Below are 18,575 nucleotides of genomic sequence, written 5' to 3' on the forward strand. Positions count from 1 at the left end.
GAGGTGGCCAGACCCGAACCCCCGGCGGCAGCAGCTCGGCCAACCGGGCGTGGTCCGCGGTCGGGGCGGGGTCGCGGCGCACCGCGACCACCTCCCGGGGCTGTCCGGATGGCCCGACCAGCGTGAGCAGGCACCAGTCGGCGAGCAGCGGCACCATGGTGGCGGCGAGCCGGCGCAGCGACGTGCCCACGTCCAGCGTGCCGGCGAGCGTCTCGCTCACCCCGGCCAGCAGCTCCAGCCGCTCATGCGCCCGGACGACCCGCCGCCGCGCCTCCTGCGCGCCGTCCAGCGCGATCCGCAGTCGCAGCTCCGACGAGCAGGCGGCGGCGAGGTCGGCAAGCGTCCGCAGCTGCCCGGCGGTCCACGCCCGGGGCTTGTTGTCGATGGCGCACAGCGAGCCGAGCACCCGGCCGGAGAGGTCGGTCAACGGCATCCCGGCGTACGCGACGACGCCGAGGTCGTCGATGGCCAGGTTGTCGCGTACGCGGGGGTAGAGCCGGGCGTCCGGCAACACCATCGGCACCTCGATGTCCACCACGTGCTGGCAGAACGAGTGGCTCAACGGGGTCTGCCGCCGCTGCGACCACGGCTCCGGCAGACCCACCGCGCCCGGGAAGAACTGCCGGTCGGCGGAGACCAGGGAGACCAGCGCGACCGGAACCTCCAGCAGGTCACTGACCAGCCGGGCGAACCGGTCGAACGCCTCGTCCGGTACGGCGTCCAGGCCCGTGTCGGCCAGCGCACGCAGCCGCGCCGCGTCGCCGAGCGCCGGGGGTGGGGCGGTCGAACGTCGCGGGCTGGCGGGGGAGCCGTCGGTCATCGAGCACCTGTCTGCCGGGGCGGGGGCCGACCGGCCCTCCGACCCTTGGTTATACCTCGTCATGGCCGGGACCGAACATCGGTGTGCCGAGTCTCGCCCGCCCCGCCGCCGCGCGCCATCCCCCGTGACGCCGGATCGCCGCCGTGCCCGCACCGGCCGTCGCGCTGGAGGCTATCGTCGGCGGACGTGAAGGTATGGATCCCGCATCCGGCCGGCCTGAACCTCGTCGGCGAGCTGCCCCCGGACGTGACGGTGGAGGTCGCCGAAACCGCCGACCGGTTGCCGTCCGCCCCGGCCGACGTCCGTTTCTGGGTACCGCCGTTCCTGAGCGGGTCGGACGCGACCGCGCTGCTGCACCAGCTCCCCGACCTGGAGGCGGTGCAGCTGCTCTCCGCCGGGGCGGACGCCTGGGTCGGCCGGATGCCGGAGGGGGTCACGCTGTGCGACGCCCGGGGGGTGCACGACCCGTCCACCGCCGAGTGGGTGGTCACCGCGATCCTCGCCCAGCTGCGGGCCTTCGGAGCCTTCGCCCGCGCGCAGGCCGAGCGGCGGTGGGCGTACGACGGCAACGCGCCGACCGACGAGCTGACCGGCAAGCGGGTGCTGATCGTCGGGGCCGGCTCGATCGGCACGGCGGTGCGGGACCGGCTCGCGCCGTTCGAGGTGAGCTTCACCCTGGTCGCCCGGACGGCCCGGCCCGAGCAGGGGGTGCACGCCGTCGCGGAGCTGCCCCGACTGCTGCCCGACGCCGACGTGGTGGTCGTGCTGGTGCCGCTCACCGACCAGACCCGCGGCCTGATCGACGAGGACTTCCTGGCCGCGATGCCCGACGGGGCGTTGCTCGTCAACGCGGCCCGCGGTCCGGTGGCCCGTACCGAGGCGCTCGTCGCCGAACTGGCCACCGGTCGGATCTCGGCCGCGCTGGACGTCACCGACCCGGAGCCGCTCCCCGCCGACTCCCCGCTGTGGACGATGCCGAACGTGCTGCTCACCCCGCACGTGGCCGGGTCGGTGCGAGGGCTGCTGCCGCGCGCGTACCGGCTGGTCGGCGACCAGGTGCGGCGGTTCGCCGCCGGTCAGCCGCTGATCAACACGGTGGTCGACGGCTACTGATCGGGCCGCGCGGTCCGGGCCGGGCTCACGGGCCGGGTGTTTCGGCGGCCTCGTCCCGCAGTGTCTGGCCGGTGGCCGAGACCAGTCGGGGCAGGTCGGTGCCGCGGACCGCCGGCAGACCGACCTGCTGGCCGTCGTCGAGGCGGGCGACGACCCGCCCGCGCGCGTCGGTGGCCAGCTCGACGACCCGGTCCCAGTCGATCCGACGTTGCCCGAACAGCGCCCGCAGGCGCAGTTCCCGGGAGTCGGCGTCGGTGCCGGCCCGCCAGGCCCACACCCCGACGGCGAGCGGGACGAGCAGCACCGGCAGCAGGTACGCCCGGGCGTTGGCCAGCGGCAGGGCGCCGATGAAGGCGATGACGGCGGCGGCCAGGATGGCTTGGTTGTACCGGAAGCGGACCGTGTCGGGCGTACTCACCCTGCGATGATCCCACCCCTGGTCGACGCGGGTCGCGGCGGGCGGCGCACGGAGCCCCGGACGCCGTACAGTGACACGGGTCACTGCTTCAGGCCGGTGACCGACGCGTAACCAATCTGGTCGCCGGTCGTTCCCCACTGTTGGGCAGCGGACCCGCAACGTCCGCCGCCCCGCACCGCCGCACCGCCCCGTGCCCCCTCACGAAGGCGACCGCCGTGCTCCTCGCGTACCCGTTCCATGTTCTCGTCTCCCGCCGGGCGGCCCCGGAGGTCGCCGTGTCCACGGCCGTGGCGCTGCTCGTCCTCGCCGGGGCCGCCGATCTGGTCCCGACCCCGGTGGTGATCGCGTTGTCCGGCGGCGCGGGCGCCACCCTCGCCGGCGTACGACTGTCCCGGCTCGCCAGCCACCGACCCAGCGAGCAGACGTCCACCGGCCCCTCGTGGCGGGCGGCCGCCGTACTGCTCGACGCGGCGGTGGTGGCGGCCGGGTGCGTCGCCGCCGCGCTGCCGCTGGTCGACGCCGGGCACCGCGCTGCCGCGCTGCTCGGATCGCTGACCGTGGCGGTCCTGTCCGTGGCCGGGCTGCTTCGGCTTCCGGCTCGTCCGCCGGGGGCGGCGCGGCTGCGAGGGCTGGTCGAGGCGACCGGCCCGACGCTCGTTGTGACCCTCGCCGGCTGGTTGCTGCTCCCTTTCGACACCCTGCCGGCGCCGGCCCGGCTGGTCGCGGCGCTGGTGCTCGGAGGGCTGGGCATGGCCGCGCTCAGCGCGTTCACCGGGTCCGGGCGGCGCTCGGGCGGCGCGGTCTGCCGGGGCGGAGTCCTGCTCACCCTGGTCGGGCTGGCGCTGCTGACGGTCCTGCCACCCGTCCCGACGGGCCGGGCGGCGCTGCTGGCGGTGCCGCCGCTGGTGCTCGGGATGCTGCTGACCGCGCTCGGTGCGAAGTCCGCGGTGGCGACGGCCAGCGCGCAGCCGGTGACCGGCCCGCCCGCCGCGACCTGGCCACGGGTGGTGCTCCCGGCGTCGGTGCTGCTGCTGGCGGCGGGCCTGCAGGTTGTTTCCGGCCGCACTCCGGACCGGACGAGTGTGCTGCTCGCCCTGGCGGCGGTGCCACCACTGGTCCTGCGGGAGCTGCTGCGCGGCGGCGACGCGGGCGCCGGGGAGCGACACGCCGCGCACCGCCGACGCGCCGACCACGCGGTCCGGCGCCGCCGGTCGGCGCAACCGCCCTTTCCCGGTACGACCGAGGGTGCGCCCGCGCACGACAGGTGCCCCGACGCCGCGCCGTGGCCGTCCGACGGGGGCGCGACCGCCGCCTCCGGCGTCGACGAAGCCTGGCCCCCCGACGGTGGTGCCGCCGCGCCGACCGGCCTCGACGCGGGTGTCGCCTGGTCGACGTTCGACCAACGGTCCGGATCGGCCGGGGAGCGGGCGGCGCTGCTGGACGCCCTCGCCGCCATCGGCGACGTGCCCGCGCCGGCCGGTGCGCTGCTGCTGGTGGAGCTGCACGGCGCGGACGGGCTCGGCCCGGTGGCGCGCGAGGACGTGCTGGCCGAGGCGGTCCTGCGGGCCCGCGCGGTGGTCGGGCCCGACGACCTGGTGACCGGCTGCACCGGCACCGGCTTCGCGGTGGTCACCGGCGCCGGGCCGGTGCTGGCGTACGCGCTGGGCACCCGGCTGCTGACCGCGCTCACGCCGCCGTACCAACCGGCCGGGTCGGTGCTGCGCGTGCAGGCGAGCATCGGGCTGGCCGAGGTGAGTGGATCCGGACCGGCCGACGTGCTCCGTCAGGCCGAGCTGGCCCGGCGGCGGGCGGTGCAGCTCGGCCGGGACCGGGTCGAGTGGTACGACGCGTTCCTGGAGGAGCAGTTGGTGCGCCGGCTCGACCTGGAACGTGAGCTGCCCGGCGCGGTGGCGCGGGGCGAGCTGGACCTGGTCTACCAGCCGGTGCTCGACCTGACCGACCGGCAGCCGGTGGGCGCCGAGGCGCTTCTGCGCTGGCGCAGCCCGGTGCTGGGCACTGTGCTTCCGGCCGAGTTGCTGCCGGTCGCCGAGGATCTGGATCTGGTCGGCGAGTTCGAGTGGTGGGTGCTGGACCGGGCCTGCCGGCAGCTGGCCGACTGGTCGGCGGGCCCCCGTGAGCTGTGGATGGCGGTCAACGTGACCACCCGGGAGCTGACCGTCCCCGACTTCGTGCAGCGCACCGCCGCGGTGCTGGCCGCGTACGGGGTGTCGCCGGAGCGGCTGGTGGTGGAGGTGGCCGAGCCGAGGATCGGCGCTGACCTGTCGACCGTGGTGGCCCGGCTGGCGGGGCTCCGGTCGCTGGGCGTCCGCACCGCGCTTGACGACTTCCGGGCCGAGCATGCGTCCCTGGCGCAGCTGCGCCGCCTGCCGATCGACCTGCTGAAGGTGGGCCCCGAGCTGGTGGGGGCGCAGCCGGCGGGGCAGCCGCCGCTGATCGACGTGGTGGTCAGCGTGGGCGAGCGGTTGGGTGTGGAGATCGTCGCCGAGGAGTTGGAGTCACCGACCCAGGTCGAGGGGGCGCGTCGGGCCGGCTGCCGCTACGGGCAGGGCTTCGCGCTGGCCCGTCCGGCCACCGCCGAACGGGTCGAGGCGTACTTCGAGGAGTTCCCCTCGGCTTCCCGCTGAATCACTGAACCGGTTCACTTCCCGCGTGGCGGCGCCGTGCTGCCGCGCGGGGTCAGCTGGGGGCTCTCGTCCTGCACGCGCGTCGCCGGCTGCCCCCCGATGACGGCGAGCAGGTGGCGGGCGGCGTGCGCGCCGTACGCGGGGATGTCGCGGCCCAGCGCCGTCAGGGGCGGGTGCACCAGCCGGCACAGTGGCGAGTCGTCCCAGGCCACGATGGACAGGTCGTCCGGCACGGTGAGGCCCATCTCCTGGGCGACCGAGAGCCCGGCGACGGCCATCACGTCGTTGTCGTAGATGACCGCCGTGGGCCGCGCGGCGGAGCTGAGGAGTCGGCGGGTGACCCGCCCACCCTCCTCGCCGCTGTAGTCGGAGAAGACGGTGACCGCCTCGGCCAGGCCGAGGCGCTGGCACACCGCCGCGAAGGCGTCGGTACGGATCTCGGTGTGTCGCAGGTCGGGCAGGCCGCCGACGCGGGCGATGCGGCGGTGGCCGAGCGCCACCAGATACTCCACCGCCTCGGTCAGCGCGACCGCGTCATCGGACCAGAGGCTGGCCAGCTCGCCGGTGCCGCCCGGCCCGCCGATCACCACGGCCGGCAGTTGGAGCTGTTGCAGGGCGGCGATGCGGCGGTCGTCGGTGTGCAGGTCGCAGACGAGCACCCCGTCCACCCGGCGCTCGCCCCACCAACGCCGGTACACCGCGATCTCGGCGTCGTGGTCGGCCACCACCTGGAGGGTCAGCGCGTACGAGCGGGCCGAAAGTTCGGCCTCCACGCCACTGATCAGCGCCATGAAGAACGGCTCGACGCCCAGCGTCCGGGCCGGCCGGCACAGGGCCAGGCCGACGGCGCCGGCGGTGGCGGCGGAGAGCGCCCGCGCGGCGCTGCTCGGGCTGAACCCGATCTCGGTCGCGATGGCGAGGATGCGCTGCCGGGTGGCCTCCGACACCCCGGGCTGCCCGTTCAGCGCGTACGACACGGCACCCTTGGACACGCCCGCGCGACGGGCGACGTCGGCGATTGTCGGCCGCTTCACCGGCGTGCTCCTCCACTCTCGCCCCGGGTCGGGGGTCGGCTGACTGCCACGGCCGGGGCCGGCCCGTGGCCCCCGTTGGCGGCCTCAACCTAGCGCAGCCGGCGTCGGCGACCGACGGCGACCGCGCATCGTCCCGAAACGGCTGCGGCCGGCGGAAGCTTGCCCGGTTCAGCGTACCCGTGCGGGAGGGCGCTGGGCTGTCCCGAGCCCGCCGGAAACTGTGGGAGAACGCGCTCCACCACGCATGTTCGCGCTCCCACACGCCGCATTGCGCATCCACGCTCGTCGCGGTTCACCACCCGTTGACACTCCTGGAACCGGACCGTACGGTGACGGAACTTATCCGGTTCAGTCAACGTCTCTCGATGTCGGGAGCGTTTCCACACCTTCGGAGGGATGACATGAAACGGTCCTGGACCCGGTGGGCCCGCACGGTCGTCGCAGGTGCCGTCGGCCTCGCCCTGGTCGCCGCGTGCAGCGGCAGGAGCGGGCAGGAATCCGACGCGGCCGACGGGCAGGTCACCCTGAAAATCAACTTCTGGGGTGACTTCGGCCTTCAGGACCTCAAGACGAAGTACGAGGCCGCCAACCCCAACGTCAAGATCCAGCTCAACTCCGGCGAGTACAACGCCCAGCACGAGGACCTGCAGAAGAAGCTCGTCGCCGGCTCCGGCGCACCGGACATCGCGGCCATCGACGAGGGCTTCATGGTCCAGTTCCGCGGCCAGTCGGACAAGTTCGTCAACCTGCTCGACAAGGGTGCCGGTTCGTACGAGAGCAAGTACCTGCCCTGGAAGTGGAAGCAGTCGCTGTCGGCCGACGGCAAGACCCAGATCGGCCTCGGCACCGATACCGGCGGCCTGGCCATGTGCTACCGCACCGACCTGTTCAAGGCCGCCGGCCTGCCCACCGACCGCGACCAGGTATCCGCCCTCTGGCCCACCTGGGACAGGTTCATCGAGGTCGGCCAGCAGTACACCGGAAAGACCAGGAAGAAGTTCATCGACGCCGGCACCAACCTGTTCAACCCGATCCTCGGCCAGCAGCCCGTCGGCTTCTACAACGAGCAGGATCAGCTCCAGATGGAGCAGGGCCCGAAGGTCGCGTTCGACTACACCACCAAGGCCATCGACGCCGGGCTCTCGGCCAACCTGGTCAGCTTCCAGGCCGACTGGGACAAGGGCTTCACCAGCGGCGCCTTCGCCGTCCTCGCCTGCCCCGCGTGGATGCTCGGCCACATCAAGGACACCGCTCCCGGCACCCAGGGCAAGTGGGACATCGCCGCGGTGCCCGGCGGTGGCGGCAACTGGGGCGGCTCGTTCCTGACCGTCCCCAAGCAGGGCAAGCACGTCGACGAGGCGTACAAGCTGGTGGAGTGGCTGGTCCAGCCGGAGCAGCAGATCGAGATCTTCAAGAAGGTCGGCAACCTGCCCTCGCAGCCGGCCCTCTACAGCGACCCGGCCATCGCCGAGTTCAAGAACCCGTTCTTCACCAACGCGCCGGTCGGGCAGATCTTCCCGAAGATGGCGCAGGGCCTGACCCCGCAGTACCTGGGCAGGAAGAACGGCCCGACCCGGGTCGCGGTGGAGAACGTGATCCGCCGGGTGGAGAACAAGTCCCTCAGGTCCGACGCCGCCTGGGCGGAGGCGGTCAAGGAGGCCGAGAAGGCCAGCAGCTCCTGAGCCCGCTGCGGAGGCGGGCCGGACACGGCCCGCCTCCGCGCAGTCGTACCCCTGTCTCTTCGGCCCTGGAGTGCCCCGATGTCCACGACCCGCGCCGCGCCCGAGCCGTCGGCCCGACCAGCCGCCGGGCGGCACGGCCACGACACCGGCCCGGCCCGCCCCCGACTCGCCTGGCGCGACCGGCTGCACCGGTTCGACTCGCGCTACATGCCGTACGTGCTGATCGCGCCCTTCTTCCTGCTCTTCCTGGCGTTCGGGCTGTTCCCGCTGATCTTCAACGGCGTGGTGGCCCTACGGAACTACCGGCTGGACGACCCCGACGCGACCGGCTGGGCGGGGCTGGGCAACTTCCAGCAGCTCCTCGGCGACGAGGACTTCTGGAACGCCCTCTACAACACCTTCGGCATCTTCCTGCTGTCCTCGGTGCCCCAGCTGCTGCTCGCGCTGATCGTGGCGTCCCTGCTCAACCGGCGGCTGCGGGCGCAGACCTGGTGGCGGGTGGGCGTGCTGCTGCCGTACGTCACACCGATCGTCGCCTCGACGATGGTGTTCAGCGTCTTCTTCTCCCGCGACTTCGGGATGGCCAACTGGGCGCTCGGCCTGTTCGGTGTCGGCGGTGACGACCCGATCGACTGGCGGGCCGACAAGGTGCACTCCTGGATCGCCATCGCCACGATGGTCAACTGGAAGTGGATCGGCTACAACGCGCTGCTCTACCTGGCCGCCATGCAGTCCATCCCGCGTGACGTCTACGAGGCCGCGGCGGTCGACGGCGCCGGCCCGTGGCGGCAGCTCTGGCGGATCACCGTGCCGATGATCCAGCCGGTCGTCGTGTTCACCGTCATCCTGTCCACCATCGGCGGGTTCCAGCTCTTCGTCGAGCCCATGCTGTTCGACCTCCAGGCTCAGGCCGCCACCGGCGGGCCGAACGGCGAGTGGCAGACCATCGCCCAGCTGATCTACAAGGTCGGCTGGAAGGACCTGAATCTCGGGTACGCGGCCGCGATGAGCTGGGCACTCTTCCTGATCATCCTGGTCGTGGCCGGGATCAACACCCTGCTGACCAACCGACTCTCCGGAGGGCGATCCAGGTGAGCGCCGTCGACACCGCACCGCCCCGCCCGACGGCCGCGAAGAGCCGCCGACGGGCCGCCCTGATGGGCCGCGCCCCGCAGGAGACCCCGGCCGGCCTCGGCACGTACCTGCTGCTCGCCACCACCATGCTGTTCGCGGCGTTCCCGCTGTACTGGATGTTCGTCATCGCCACCAGCGACGACGAGGCGCTGGCGCAGCTCCCGCCGACGGTGATCCCCGGTGACCGTTTCCTCGTCAACCTCGACGAGGTCTTCTCCCTGCAGGACGTGTACTTCGCCGCGTCGCTGGTCAACAGCGTCATCGTCGCGACCGTGGTGACCGCCTCGATGCTGTTCTTCTGCTCGCTCGCCGGGTTCGCGTTCGCCAAACTGCGCTTCGCCGGCAGCCGGTGGCTGATGCTGTTCGTGGTGCTCACCCTCACCGTGCCCAATCAGCTCGGCGTCGTCGCGCTCTACATCGTCATGGGCAAGCTGGGCTGGAACGGCACCCTGCTGGCCGTGATCGCGCCGGGCCTGGTCACCGCCTTCGGCGTCTTCTACATGCGGCAGTTCATCCTCAACACCGTGCCCGACGAGCTGATTGAGTCGGCGCGGATGGACGGGGCCACCACCATGCGGGTCTACCGCTCCATCGTCCTGCCGGCGATCCGACCGGCCCTCGCGGTGCTCGGCCTGCTCACCTTCGTGGCAACCTGGAACGACTTCCAGTGGCCGCTGATCACCCTGAGCGGCACCGACTTCCCGACCTCGATGGTGGCCATCTCCGACCTGGCCAGCGGCAACTACGTCATCTACCGTCGGGTGCTCGCCGGGGCGTTCGTGGCGACCATCCCCCTACTGATCATGCTGTTTCTCGGTGGACGACAGATCGTCCGCGGAATCATGGAAGGCGCGGTGAAGTCTTGAGTCGACAGGCACTCCACGACGGCTGGACCCTGCGGGCGGCACCCGGAGCGCAGGTGCCGGCCGCGATCGCCGGGCAGGCCGTGCCGGCGACCGTGCCCGGTTGCGTGCACACCGACCTGCTCGACGCCGGGCTGATCCCCGATCCGTACCTCGACGACAACGAGCTGTCCCTGGCCTGGATCGGGCGCACCGACTGGCACTACCGAACGACCTTCCGCCGCCCACCCGGCGACCACGACCGGGTCGACCTGGTCTGCGCCGGCCTGGACACGGTCGCCACCATCAGCGTCAACGGGGTCGAGGTCGGCCGTACCGAGAACATGCACCGCGGCCACCGCTTCGACGTCTCCTCGCTGCTGCGCGACGGCGACAACGACCTGGCCGTCGCGTTCGACTCCGCCTACCGCTACGCCGAGGCGCAGCGTGACCGCCTCGGCGACCGCCCCAACGCGTATCCGGAGCCCTTCCAGTTCGTCCGCAAGATGGCCTGCAACTTCGGCTGGGACTGGGGGCCCACGCTGGTGACCGCCGGCATCTGGCAGGACATCGGCCTGCACGCCTGGTCCACCGCCCGGCTGGCCACCGTCCGCCCGCTGGTCACCCTCGCCGGCAGTGACGGCCGGGTCGACGTGCACGTCGAGGTCGAGCGCGTCGCGGACGTCCCGCTGACCGTCCGCGCCACCGTCGCCGGCGTCAGCGCGGACGTGGTCGTCCCGGCCGGGCAGCGCACGGCCGTGCTGAGCCTCACCGTCCGCGAGCCCGCGCTGTGGTGGCCACGGGGGTACGGCGAACAGGCCCGCCACCTGCTGGAGGTGACCCTGCACGCGCCGGACGGCGAGACCCTGGATGGCTGGTCGCGGCGGGTCGGCTTCCGCTCGGTGCGACTGGACACCACCCCCGACGAACACGGCACCCCGTTCGTGCTGTCGGTCAACGACGTTCCGATCGTCGTGCGCGGCGTGAACTGGATCCCCGACGACGTGTTCCCCACCCGGATCACGCGGGATCGGCTGGCCGGGCGGTTCGACCAGGCGATCGGGGCCAACGTCAACCTGCTGCGCGTCTGGGGCGGCGGCCGGTACGAGTCGGAGGACTTCTACGACCTCGCCGACGAACGCGGGCTGCTCGTCCAGCAGGACTTCCTCTTCGCCTGCGCCGCGTACCCCGAGGAGGAGCCGTTCGCCAGCGAGGTCGCCGCCGAGGCCGCCGAGCAGGTGACCCGGCTGACGCCCCACCCGTCGCTGGTCCTGTGGACCGGCAACAACGAGAACATCTGGGGCTGGCACGACTGGGACTGGCAGGAACCCCTGGCGGGCCGCACCTGGGGCCGGGGCTACTACCTCGACGTCCTGCCCCGCATCGTCGGCGAGCTGGACCCGACCCGCCCGTACTGGCCGGGTAGCCCCTGGTCGGGCACCGAGACGATCCACCCCAACGACCCGGCGCACGGCACCACCCACATCTGGGACGTGTGGAACACCGACGACTACACGAAATACCGGGAGTACGTCCCGCGCTTCGTCGCCGAGTTCGGCTACCAGGCCCCACCGGCGTACGCCACCCTGCGCCGGGCGCTGAGCGACGAACCCCTTGCCTCCGACTCGCCCGGCATGGCCCACCACCAGAAGGCCGCCGACGGTGACACCAAGCTCCGGCGGGGCCTGGACGCGCATCTGCCCGCCCCGGCGGACTTCGACGACTGGCACTACCTGACCCAACTCAACCAGGCGCGGGCCATCCAACTGGGGGTCGAGCACTTCCGGTCGCACCGGGACGTCTGCGCGGGCACCATCGTCTGGCAGCTCAACGACTGCTGGCCGGTCACCTCCTGGTCGGCCGTCGACGGCGACGGCCGCCGCAAACCCCTGTGGTACGCGCTGCGTCACGCGTACGCCGACCGGTTGCTCACCGTGCAGCCCCGCGACGGCGGGCTGGCCCTGGTCGCGGTGAACGAGACCGGCCAGCCGTGGCGGTCGTCGGCCTCGGTGACCCGGCTGACCCTCGACGGGGAGCCCCGGGCGAAGACGACGGTGGAGCTGGACGTCCCCGCGTACGCGGCGGTCACCCTGGCGCTGCCGGCGGACCTAACCCGGCCGGAGGACGCCCGGCGGGAACTGCTGGTGGCCGAGGCGGGGGAGACCGCCGAACGGGCGCTGTGGTTCTTCGCCGAGGACCGGGACGTCGACTGGCCGGCTGCGGCCTGGGACGCGACCGTCGAACCGGTGTACGGCGGTCAGCGGGTGCGCGTAACCGCCCGCACGGTGCTGCGCGACCTGACCCTCTTCCCGGACCGACTGGACGCCTCCGCCACTGTGGACAGGTCCCTGATCACCCTGCTGCCGGGTGAGTCGGCGACTTTCACCGTGCAGGCGGCCGGGCCGCTGGACGACGCGGCCCTGACCAATCGTCCGGTGCTGCGCTGCGTCAACGACATCTGAGAGCGTGTTTGAGGAGGTCGGTGTAACTGTCGTTGAGCATGGCCTGCAGGCTGGGAGCGCGCGGTGGGTCTGGTGGGGGTACCTCGTAAACATCCATCGATCGGCCTGAAGGCGCCGTGCCTTGCAGATGAAGTTGAGCGCGATGGCCCTCGATTGTGAGGACGGGATGTTCATCGGCTTCCAACGGGTCGACGATTACCGGAAGCCGCACTGGCCCTACCAAATGGTTCCTCAGCAGATCCGCCTCGACTTCGCGGTGGAGGACCTGGGCGAGGCTGAGGCCAGCTGCTGGAGTTTGGCGCAGGCAAGCCCGTCAACCATCTGGGAGGGGATATCTGGCTAGTCTTGGTCGATCCGGCCGCGCATTAGTTCTGCTTGCTCAAAGCCAAAGCGGACGAGTCTCCTGAGAGCGGCCTCAATGGTCTGATGTGGATGGCGCGGCGACCCGACGTCGATGGTTGCGGTGGTGGGCAGTGGGGCGCGGGATGTCTTCTCGTCGTGGCTATGCCCCCTTGCTTGGCCGATGCCCAGTGGGCGCTGATCAAGCAAGTGCTGCCGGAGCCGAGCACCAACGGGCGGCGGGAGAGGCACCCGCGGCGGAAGATTGCGCACGCGATCCTGCATGTCGTGTGGTCAGATTTGCCCGTGGTGGTACCAGGCGGCTGACCTGCAACCGTGGCAGACGGTGTACTGGTACTTCATCCGGTAGAAGGAGGGCGGCGGACCGAGAAGCTCATGGCCGTGCTGCGTGTCAAGGCGCGGGTGCAGCAGGGCCGAGAGCCGGAGCCGTCAGTGCGGATCATCGACTCGCAGATCGTCAAGGGCACCGACACCGTAGGGCGGGACGGTCGCGGCTACGACGCGGGCAAGAAAATGAACGGACGGAAGCGGTTCATCGTTACCGACACACGGGGTCTGCTGGTCACTGTGACGTCCTCGCTGCGAGCTGGCAGGACCGTGACGGCGCGAAGAGGGCCCTGCTCAGCGCATATCTGGCCACCCCGATCCGGCACGTCTTCACCGACCCGACCAGAGCTTCGCCGTGCATCCCTGCCGGCGGGTGGTGGAGCGTTCCCTAGCCTGGCTCCTACTCACCGGCGGCTTGTCGGCGGCTATGAACGCCAACCGACCTCTCCGAAGCGCTCATTCGGTGGGCCTCCATCGTCGGCATGGTCCGCCGTATCGCCCACGGCGAGCCCGCCCGCCAACAAGCCCGGGGCACCTTCAACTGGACCTGATCACGCCGTCTCAAACACGCACTGAGGGACAGAGTTCCAGAGTGGCGCCCAGTTTACCAGCTTTACCTTGTATGACCTGCCCGTTTCAGCCAGCCAGATTGTTGCGCCGACGTACGAGATTGGCCACTGCGATGACCCGCGGCCTACGGCCGCCTGGCACGGTGAAACCTAGGCCGTGTCGGAAAATTTCTGGAATCCAGTATTGGTTGTCCTCGCGGAATAGAACTCCGTTCGCGTCGAGAAGTTGCGCCTGCTCGCTGTCTAAACCGACTGCGTCAAGCTGAAAAGGCAGCTTCTTCTGCTCGATATCTAAAGCTTGAAGCCGGTCGAGCAGCACTCCGACCGGGCGGTTCTCCAGCCGTATGGCTTCAATTTTCTGTTGACTGCAAACAGGCAATGCGTTCCGCATGGCTGTCGGGGTGAGTACGCGGTCTGACCAGCGGCTATCCGACCCTACTGATTCGTCGGCTGCAGTTGCTAGGAAGGAGACGATGTCTCTAGCCTGGACCTGTTGCCGGAAATCAGAAAGTGCAGCAAAAAACCACACTTCTGACCTGGCTTCTTTTGATTTGAGGGTCCCCATCTTCTCGCCCCAGGCTGCGAGCATGAGCTCGGACAAGTGGTCTTCGCTGGCCGATCGCACCTCATTGTTTGCCACATCAAGAGCGCCGCCTCGCTGGCATACCCAGGCAGCTAAGCGAAGTGCCTCTTCCCTATTCCAGCGCAGAGAGTACTTCTCGTATCGTTTCTCGAACTGAGCGAAGTTTTGCCTAAGTGCGGCTTGCGCGAGGTCGCGACGAACGAAAGCCACCATGCCCAGGGGTCGGCCGCGTAGAGTGCGCAGCCACTCAGGGCATTCGACTAGTAATGCGCGAAGGGCCCGTTGTTCATGCTGGCTTTCCACGAACTCCTGGAACAGGTCTTCAAGTCCATCGAGCACAAATATCGCCGATTGTCTGCGGGCGAAGCTGGTCAGTTCATCTTCCGCTGTTTCAGATGTAGCCGGTATTCCTATCGCCCGGGCAAAGCACGCCAGCCAAACCCTACGCCATCCTACTGGTGTCAGCTCGAGGGCTAGCGCTTCTGTAACCATATCCCGGATTGCCTGTGAGTTGGCAGGCTCTTGGCCGGTCAGGCGATGGGCTGCTGCGGCTCGCCGTTCATTTATCAGGGCAGGATCGGCCAAATTGCTCGAGGCGAGCACCGGCACGGTAGGAACTTGCAATGAGGACGCTCGGATGCCCGTCGCGTCGATAAACGAGGACCAATCAGGACGTCGGCAGAGCTGCAGGTAGGTGAAGGTCTTCCCGGCACCTTTGCTGCCGATGACGATCTCGATGGGTAGCTCGGTCCTGTGCGCCTCGGCGAGGTTGCGAAGCGCTTCGGTCGCTAGGAAATCCGCCTCTTCGGAGCTGTCTGCAAACACCAAATCAGCGGCGACTCTGGCCAGTCGGTTCCTCGTGTCGTCGATGGTTCCTGGTGTTGCTGCGGCTACGAGCGTGGCCACCTGCGTGGGTTGGCCAGGCATAGCCTCGATAAGGGGTGTGAGGACCTGGCTAAGTCCTGCTCGCGCTGTAAGGGTCACTACGCTATTCCAAGATGCCGGAAGATTTAGAAGGCGTGAGTCGAAAGGGCTGGTCATGACGGCGATTGCCACGTCCGAGTCCGTGGTGTCCTGATTGGAAATGGCCGCCTCGTCACTTCGGCGAGAAACAGCAAGGGCGGCACTGCGTAGTTCAGCCGCAACTTCGAGTAGCCGCTCACTGTGATCCTGATCGCTGAATTGCGTCAACAGCAATGCGCAGTCCGGATCCGTCGCCCGCGTGGCGGGAGCTCGTAGCGCCAGGTCTCGGAGAATCTGTGCTGTTCCTCTCACGGATTGATCGCTTATCGTCGTGACAAACACCCGATGAACTCTAGGGTCGAGCAACAGCGGAGCGCTTAGTTCGCTCGCGCCAGCCCGCAAATCTATTAATACCGCGTCAACCTGAAGGGCGTGGCCGAGTTCCGCAAGCGCTTCCGTCAAGACGTAAGGGTCGCGCTCGGACGTTAGCAGGTCGATTGGCTCGATAGGACTGGGCGTTACGCGAGTGTGGTCACGGCGTGCGGGCATGACCACTACCCCATCCAGCGTTTGGTTCGTGAGAAACTTTTGACCAAGGCGAACCGCGTCAATATACTTTTCGTCCATGGCGCCGTGCACCAAAGCGAGAAAGTCCTCATATGCAAAGTCGATTCGAGTCACTTCCGAAGCCATCCAGGTTATCCCTGGTGCTTCCAAGTCGGCGTCGACGAGCAGGACCCGGCGGCCTTCCTCGACCAGTCGGCGGGCGGCAGCAACACAATGCAGCGTGCGACCGACCCCTCCCTTGAAGGAGTGAAAGGCTATAATTGAAACTTCATGAGGAAGTGAGGGGCGAGGTGCCGGTAGCGGCTCGCCCAGTTCAGCCACGATCCTGCGGTCGCCCCATCTTGGCCGACGGTCGGCTGGCGGAGCCTGATCGAAAGAATCTATTTCAACTGGTAGTGGTCGCTCATTCCCAGCGTCGTCCAGAAGTATTAGGCTGCGGTCGGGCTCAACTGTAAGTGGGCCAAGAACAGAGCGTAGCCAGACCCAGACTGGCTCCGCCGGCATCCCTGGATCCACTGCAAGACGCACGCCGTCCCAGTAAGCGTCTACTTCCCTCAGCCACGTGGGCCACGCCTTCTGGCGGGCGAGGTCAGCGAAGTACTGGTTGACGTCCAGCCAAGTGAAGAGATGGTCCGGGTGGGTAGATGGGGATGTGTCTGGCTGATGGTTCATTGCCCCAGCTCCTTCTGGACCCATTGACTCAGCACGGTCAAGCCTGCCACAGAGTTCTGCTCGTCCTGAACGTCCAACGACGCACCATACCTCCATGCCTCGTGCAGTTGAGGGACTGAGACCGGAGCTGTTGACGAGTCTCCGTGAGCCCTCCGTTTGCAGGCAAGCAGCTTCTGATAAGTCGCCTGGTTCAGGTGCAACTCCTTCGCCAGTCGCCTGAGGTCGTGTGTTACAAGATCTTTCGGTAACCCCGCGATCGATTTCAAGTTGCGGCGTCGCAGTGCTGCGGCCTTCAAACCGCACTCAACGGCATAAAACAGCAGCAGGTAAGAGACCTCAGCGTTGGTTGCCTGGGCGGCTTCACGAAGGCGCGAGCAGCTGCTCCTGAGATCGCGAGGCGTGACGTCTAGAGGCACCGGGAGATGGTACCGATGTCACTATGTGAATGTTCCTGCGGCGTTCGGAAATTCCTCGCCTTCACTCCGGGACGCGGCGGTAGGCGCCGTCGCTGGCTGAGGTGGCCATCGAGGCGTACGCGCGCAGTGCCGCCGACACCGGCCGCTGCCGGTTGGTCGGGGTGTACGGCTTGTCGCGCTTCTCCTCGGCCACCCGTCGCGCCTCCAGTTCGTCCTCGGCCACGTTGAGGGAGATCGACCGGCCCGGGATGTCGATGACGATCTCGTCGCCCTCGCGGACCAGGGCGATCAGCCCTCCGGACGCGGCCTCGGGGGAGGCGTGCCCGATGGAGAGGCCGGACGTGCCGCCGGAGAAGCGGCCGTCGGTGAGCAGCGCGCACGAGCGGCCCAACCCGCGGCCCTTGAGGAACGAGGTGGGGTAGAGCATCTCCTGCATGCCGGGGCCACCCTTCGGGCCCTCGTAGCGGATCACCACGACGTCGCCGGCGACGACCTCCTTGGCGAGGATCGCCGTCACCGCGTCGTCCTGCGACTCGTAGACCTTCGCCGGGCCGCGGAAGGTCAGACAGTCGTCCGGCACGCCGGCGGTCTTCACGACGCAGCCGTCCGGGGCCAGGTTGCCGTGCAGGATGGCGAGGCCGCCATCGGCGGAGTACGCGTGCTCACGGTCGCGGATGCAGCCCTCGGTCGCGTCGGTGTCCAGCGTCGACCAGCGGTTGGTGGTGGAGAAGGGCTCGACGGTGCGGACCCCGCCGGGAGCGGCGTGGAACAGCTCGACCGCCGTCGGCGTCGGCGAGCCGCCGCGCACGTCCCAGTCGGAGAGCCACTGCGCCAGCGAAGGGGAGTGCACGGCGTGCACGTTCCGGTTGAGCTGCCCGGCCCGGTCCAGCTCGCCGAGGATCGCCGGGATGCCACCGGCCCGGTGCACGTCCTCCATGTGGTACTTCGGCGAGTTCGGGGCGACCTTGGCCAGGCACGGAACCCGCCGGGAGATGGCGTCGATGTCGGCGACGCCGAAGTCCAGTTCCGCCTCGCGGGCGGCGGCGAGCAGGTGCAGCACGGTGTTGGTGGAGCCGCCCATCGCCACGTCCAGGGCGACCGCGTTCTCGAAGGCGGCCTTGGAGGCGACCGTACGGGGGAGCACGGAGTCGTCGTCGCCGTCGTACCACCGCTTGGCGATGTTCACGACGGTGCGGCCGGCCTCGACGAAGAGCGACCGGCGCGCGGCGTGGGTGGCCAGCGTCGAGCCGTTGCCGGGCAGCGCGAGCCCGATGGCCTCGGTGAGGCAGTTCATCGAGTTGGCGGTGAACATCCCGGAGCAGGAGCCGCAGGTGGGGCAGGCGGAGCGCTCGATCTCGCCGAGCTGCTCGTCGGTCACCGCCTCGTTCGAGGAGGCGATCATCGCGTCGATCAGGTCGATCTTGCTGTGCACGACGCCCTCGATCGCCGTCGTCTTGCCGGCCTCCATCGGGCCGCCGGAGACGAAGACGGTCGGGATGTTGAGCCGCAGCGCGGCCAGCAGCATGCCCGGGGTGATCTTGTCGCAGTTCGAGATGCAGACCAGGGCGTCCGCGCAGTGCGCGTTGACCATGTACTCCACCGCGTCGGCGATCAACTCGCGGCTGGGCAGGGAGTAGAGCATGCCGCCGTGGCCCATCGCGATGCCGTCGTCGACCGCGATCGTGTTGAACTCCCGCCCGACGCCGCCGGCCTCGGCCACCGCGTCGGCGACCAGACCGCCCATGTCCTTCAGGTGGACGTGACCGGGCACGAACTGGGTGAAACTGTTGGCGATGGCGACGATCGGCTTTCCGAAATCGTCGTCGGTCATCCCGGTGGCCCGCCAGAGGGCCCGGGCGCCGGCCATCGTCCGACCGTGTGTGGAAGTCCTCGATCGCAGCTCAGGCATGTGTACCAGCATGACACCGCCGCCGCGTCAGGCATCCGGAGTATCCGCCGTGTCCCAAC

At 69.5% G+C, this 18,575-nt stretch carries 12 protein-coding genes and 1 pseudogene; 8 read left to right on the forward strand and 5 right to left on the reverse strand.

Annotated elements, in window-relative coordinates; all coding sequences use genetic code 11:
* Nucleotides 1–820: GAF domain-containing protein (locus ABZU46_RS17080; protein ID WP_354858673.1), on the reverse strand; the 820-nt coding region annotated here is incomplete at its 3' end.
* A 186-nt stretch (nucleotides 821–1,006) separates the two neighbouring features.
* On the opposite strand from ABZU46_RS17080, the gene ABZU46_RS17085 reads away from it, so the two are divergent.
* Complete coding sequence (locus tag ABZU46_RS17085; protein ID WP_354858676.1) at nucleotides 1,007–1,933, forward strand: 2-hydroxyacid dehydrogenase; 927 nt, start codon at nucleotides 1,007–1,009, stop codon at nucleotides 1,931–1,933.
* Nucleotides 1,934–1,958: 25 nt separating this feature from the next.
* Here ABZU46_RS17085 and ABZU46_RS17090 read toward each other — a convergent pair whose 3' ends face one another.
* Entirely contained in the window at nucleotides 1,959–2,351 is a 393-nt protein-coding gene (locus ABZU46_RS17090; RefSeq protein WP_354858679.1) for a PH domain-containing protein, read from the reverse strand.
* Between the two features lie 215 nt (nucleotides 2,352–2,566).
* Here ABZU46_RS17090 and ABZU46_RS17095 point away from each other — a divergent pair, with 215 nt between their 5' ends.
* Complete coding sequence (locus tag ABZU46_RS17095) at nucleotides 2,567–4,996, forward strand: GGDEF domain-containing phosphodiesterase (protein ID WP_354858682.1); 2,430 nt, start codon at nucleotides 2,567–2,569, stop codon at nucleotides 4,994–4,996.
* Between the two features lie 14 nt (nucleotides 4,997–5,010).
* On the opposite strand, the gene ABZU46_RS17100 is transcribed toward ABZU46_RS17095, so the two are convergent.
* Complete coding sequence (locus tag ABZU46_RS17100) at nucleotides 5,011–6,030, reverse strand: LacI family DNA-binding transcriptional regulator (RefSeq protein ID WP_354858684.1); 1,020 nt, start codon at nucleotides 6,028–6,030, stop codon at nucleotides 5,011–5,013.
* Between the two features lie 401 nt (nucleotides 6,031–6,431).
* Here ABZU46_RS17100 and ABZU46_RS17105 point away from each other — a divergent pair, with 401 nt between their 5' ends.
* The 6 genes and pseudogenes from ABZU46_RS17105 to ABZU46_RS17130 form a co-directional block, all read left to right on the forward strand.
* Nucleotides 6,432–7,712, forward strand: coding sequence for an extracellular solute-binding protein (locus ABZU46_RS17105; RefSeq protein ID WP_354858686.1), 1,281 nt, complete (start codon nucleotides 6,432–6,434; stop codon nucleotides 7,710–7,712).
* 78 nt (nucleotides 7,713–7,790) lie between these two features.
* Nucleotides 7,791–8,807: a sugar ABC transporter permease gene (locus tag ABZU46_RS17110; protein WP_354858687.1), complete on the forward strand. Its 1,017-nt coding sequence runs from the start codon at nucleotides 7,791–7,793 to the stop codon at nucleotides 8,805–8,807.
* A gap of 62 nt (nucleotides 8,808–8,869) precedes the next feature.
* Nucleotides 8,870–9,712 carry a carbohydrate ABC transporter permease gene (locus ABZU46_RS17115; RefSeq protein ID WP_354858738.1) on the forward strand — a complete coding sequence of 281 codons (843 nt, stop codon included), beginning with the start codon at nucleotides 8,870–8,872 and terminating at the stop codon, nucleotides 9,710–9,712.
* Complete coding sequence (locus ABZU46_RS17120) at nucleotides 9,709–12,150, forward strand: glycoside hydrolase family 2 protein (protein WP_354858689.1); 2,442 nt, start codon at nucleotides 9,709–9,711, stop codon at nucleotides 12,148–12,150. Before ABZU46_RS17115 ends, ABZU46_RS17120 begins: the two co-directional genes overlap by 4 nt.
* Before the next feature lie 121 nt (nucleotides 12,151–12,271).
* Complete coding sequence (locus ABZU46_RS17125; protein WP_354858690.1) at nucleotides 12,272–12,493, forward strand: hypothetical protein; 222 nt, start codon at nucleotides 12,272–12,274, stop codon at nucleotides 12,491–12,493.
* Between the two features lie 425 nt (nucleotides 12,494–12,918).
* Nucleotides 12,919–13,118, forward strand: a pseudogene (locus ABZU46_RS17130) (transposase); the annotation flags it as partial.
* 355 nt (nucleotides 13,119–13,473) lie between these two features.
* Here the strand turns inward: ABZU46_RS17130 and ABZU46_RS17135 are convergent.
* Together ABZU46_RS17135 and ilvD are read right to left on the reverse strand one after the other, a co-directional pair.
* Nucleotides 13,474–15,840, reverse strand: a complete 2,367-nt coding sequence (locus ABZU46_RS17135) for an AAA family ATPase (RefSeq protein WP_354858691.1) — start codon at nucleotides 15,838–15,840, stop codon at nucleotides 13,474–13,476.
* Between the two features lie 828 nt (nucleotides 15,841–16,668).
* Complete coding sequence (gene ilvD, locus ABZU46_RS17140) at nucleotides 16,669–18,516, reverse strand: dihydroxy-acid dehydratase (protein ID WP_354858694.1); 1,848 nt, start codon at nucleotides 18,514–18,516, stop codon at nucleotides 16,669–16,671.
* Between the last annotated feature and the right edge of the window lie 59 nt (nucleotides 18,517–18,575).

Origin of the sequence: Micromonospora sp. NPDC005197, from assembly GCF_040608295.1 — a bacterium.
In the GTDB taxonomy this organism is placed as follows: Bacteria; Actinomycetota; Actinomycetes; order Mycobacteriales; family Micromonosporaceae; genus Micromonospora.

Bases quoted from the DNA above. Each gene is read 5' to 3' on its own strand.
- ABZU46_RS17105 (WP_354858686.1), top strand. From the start codon at position 6,432: ATGAAACGGTCCTGGACCCGGTGGGCCCGCACGGTCGTCGCAGGTGCC.
- ABZU46_RS17110 (WP_354858687.1), top strand. From the start codon at position 7,791: ATGTCCACGACCCGCGCCGCGCCCGAGCCGTCGGCCCGACCAGCCGCC.
- ABZU46_RS17115 (WP_354858738.1), top strand. From the start codon at position 8,870: ATGGGCCGCGCCCCGCAGGAGACCCCGGCCGGCCTCGGCACGTACCTG.
- ilvD (WP_354858694.1), bottom strand. From the start codon at position 18,516: ATGCCTGAGCTGCGATCGAGGACTTCCACACACGGTCGGACGATGGCC.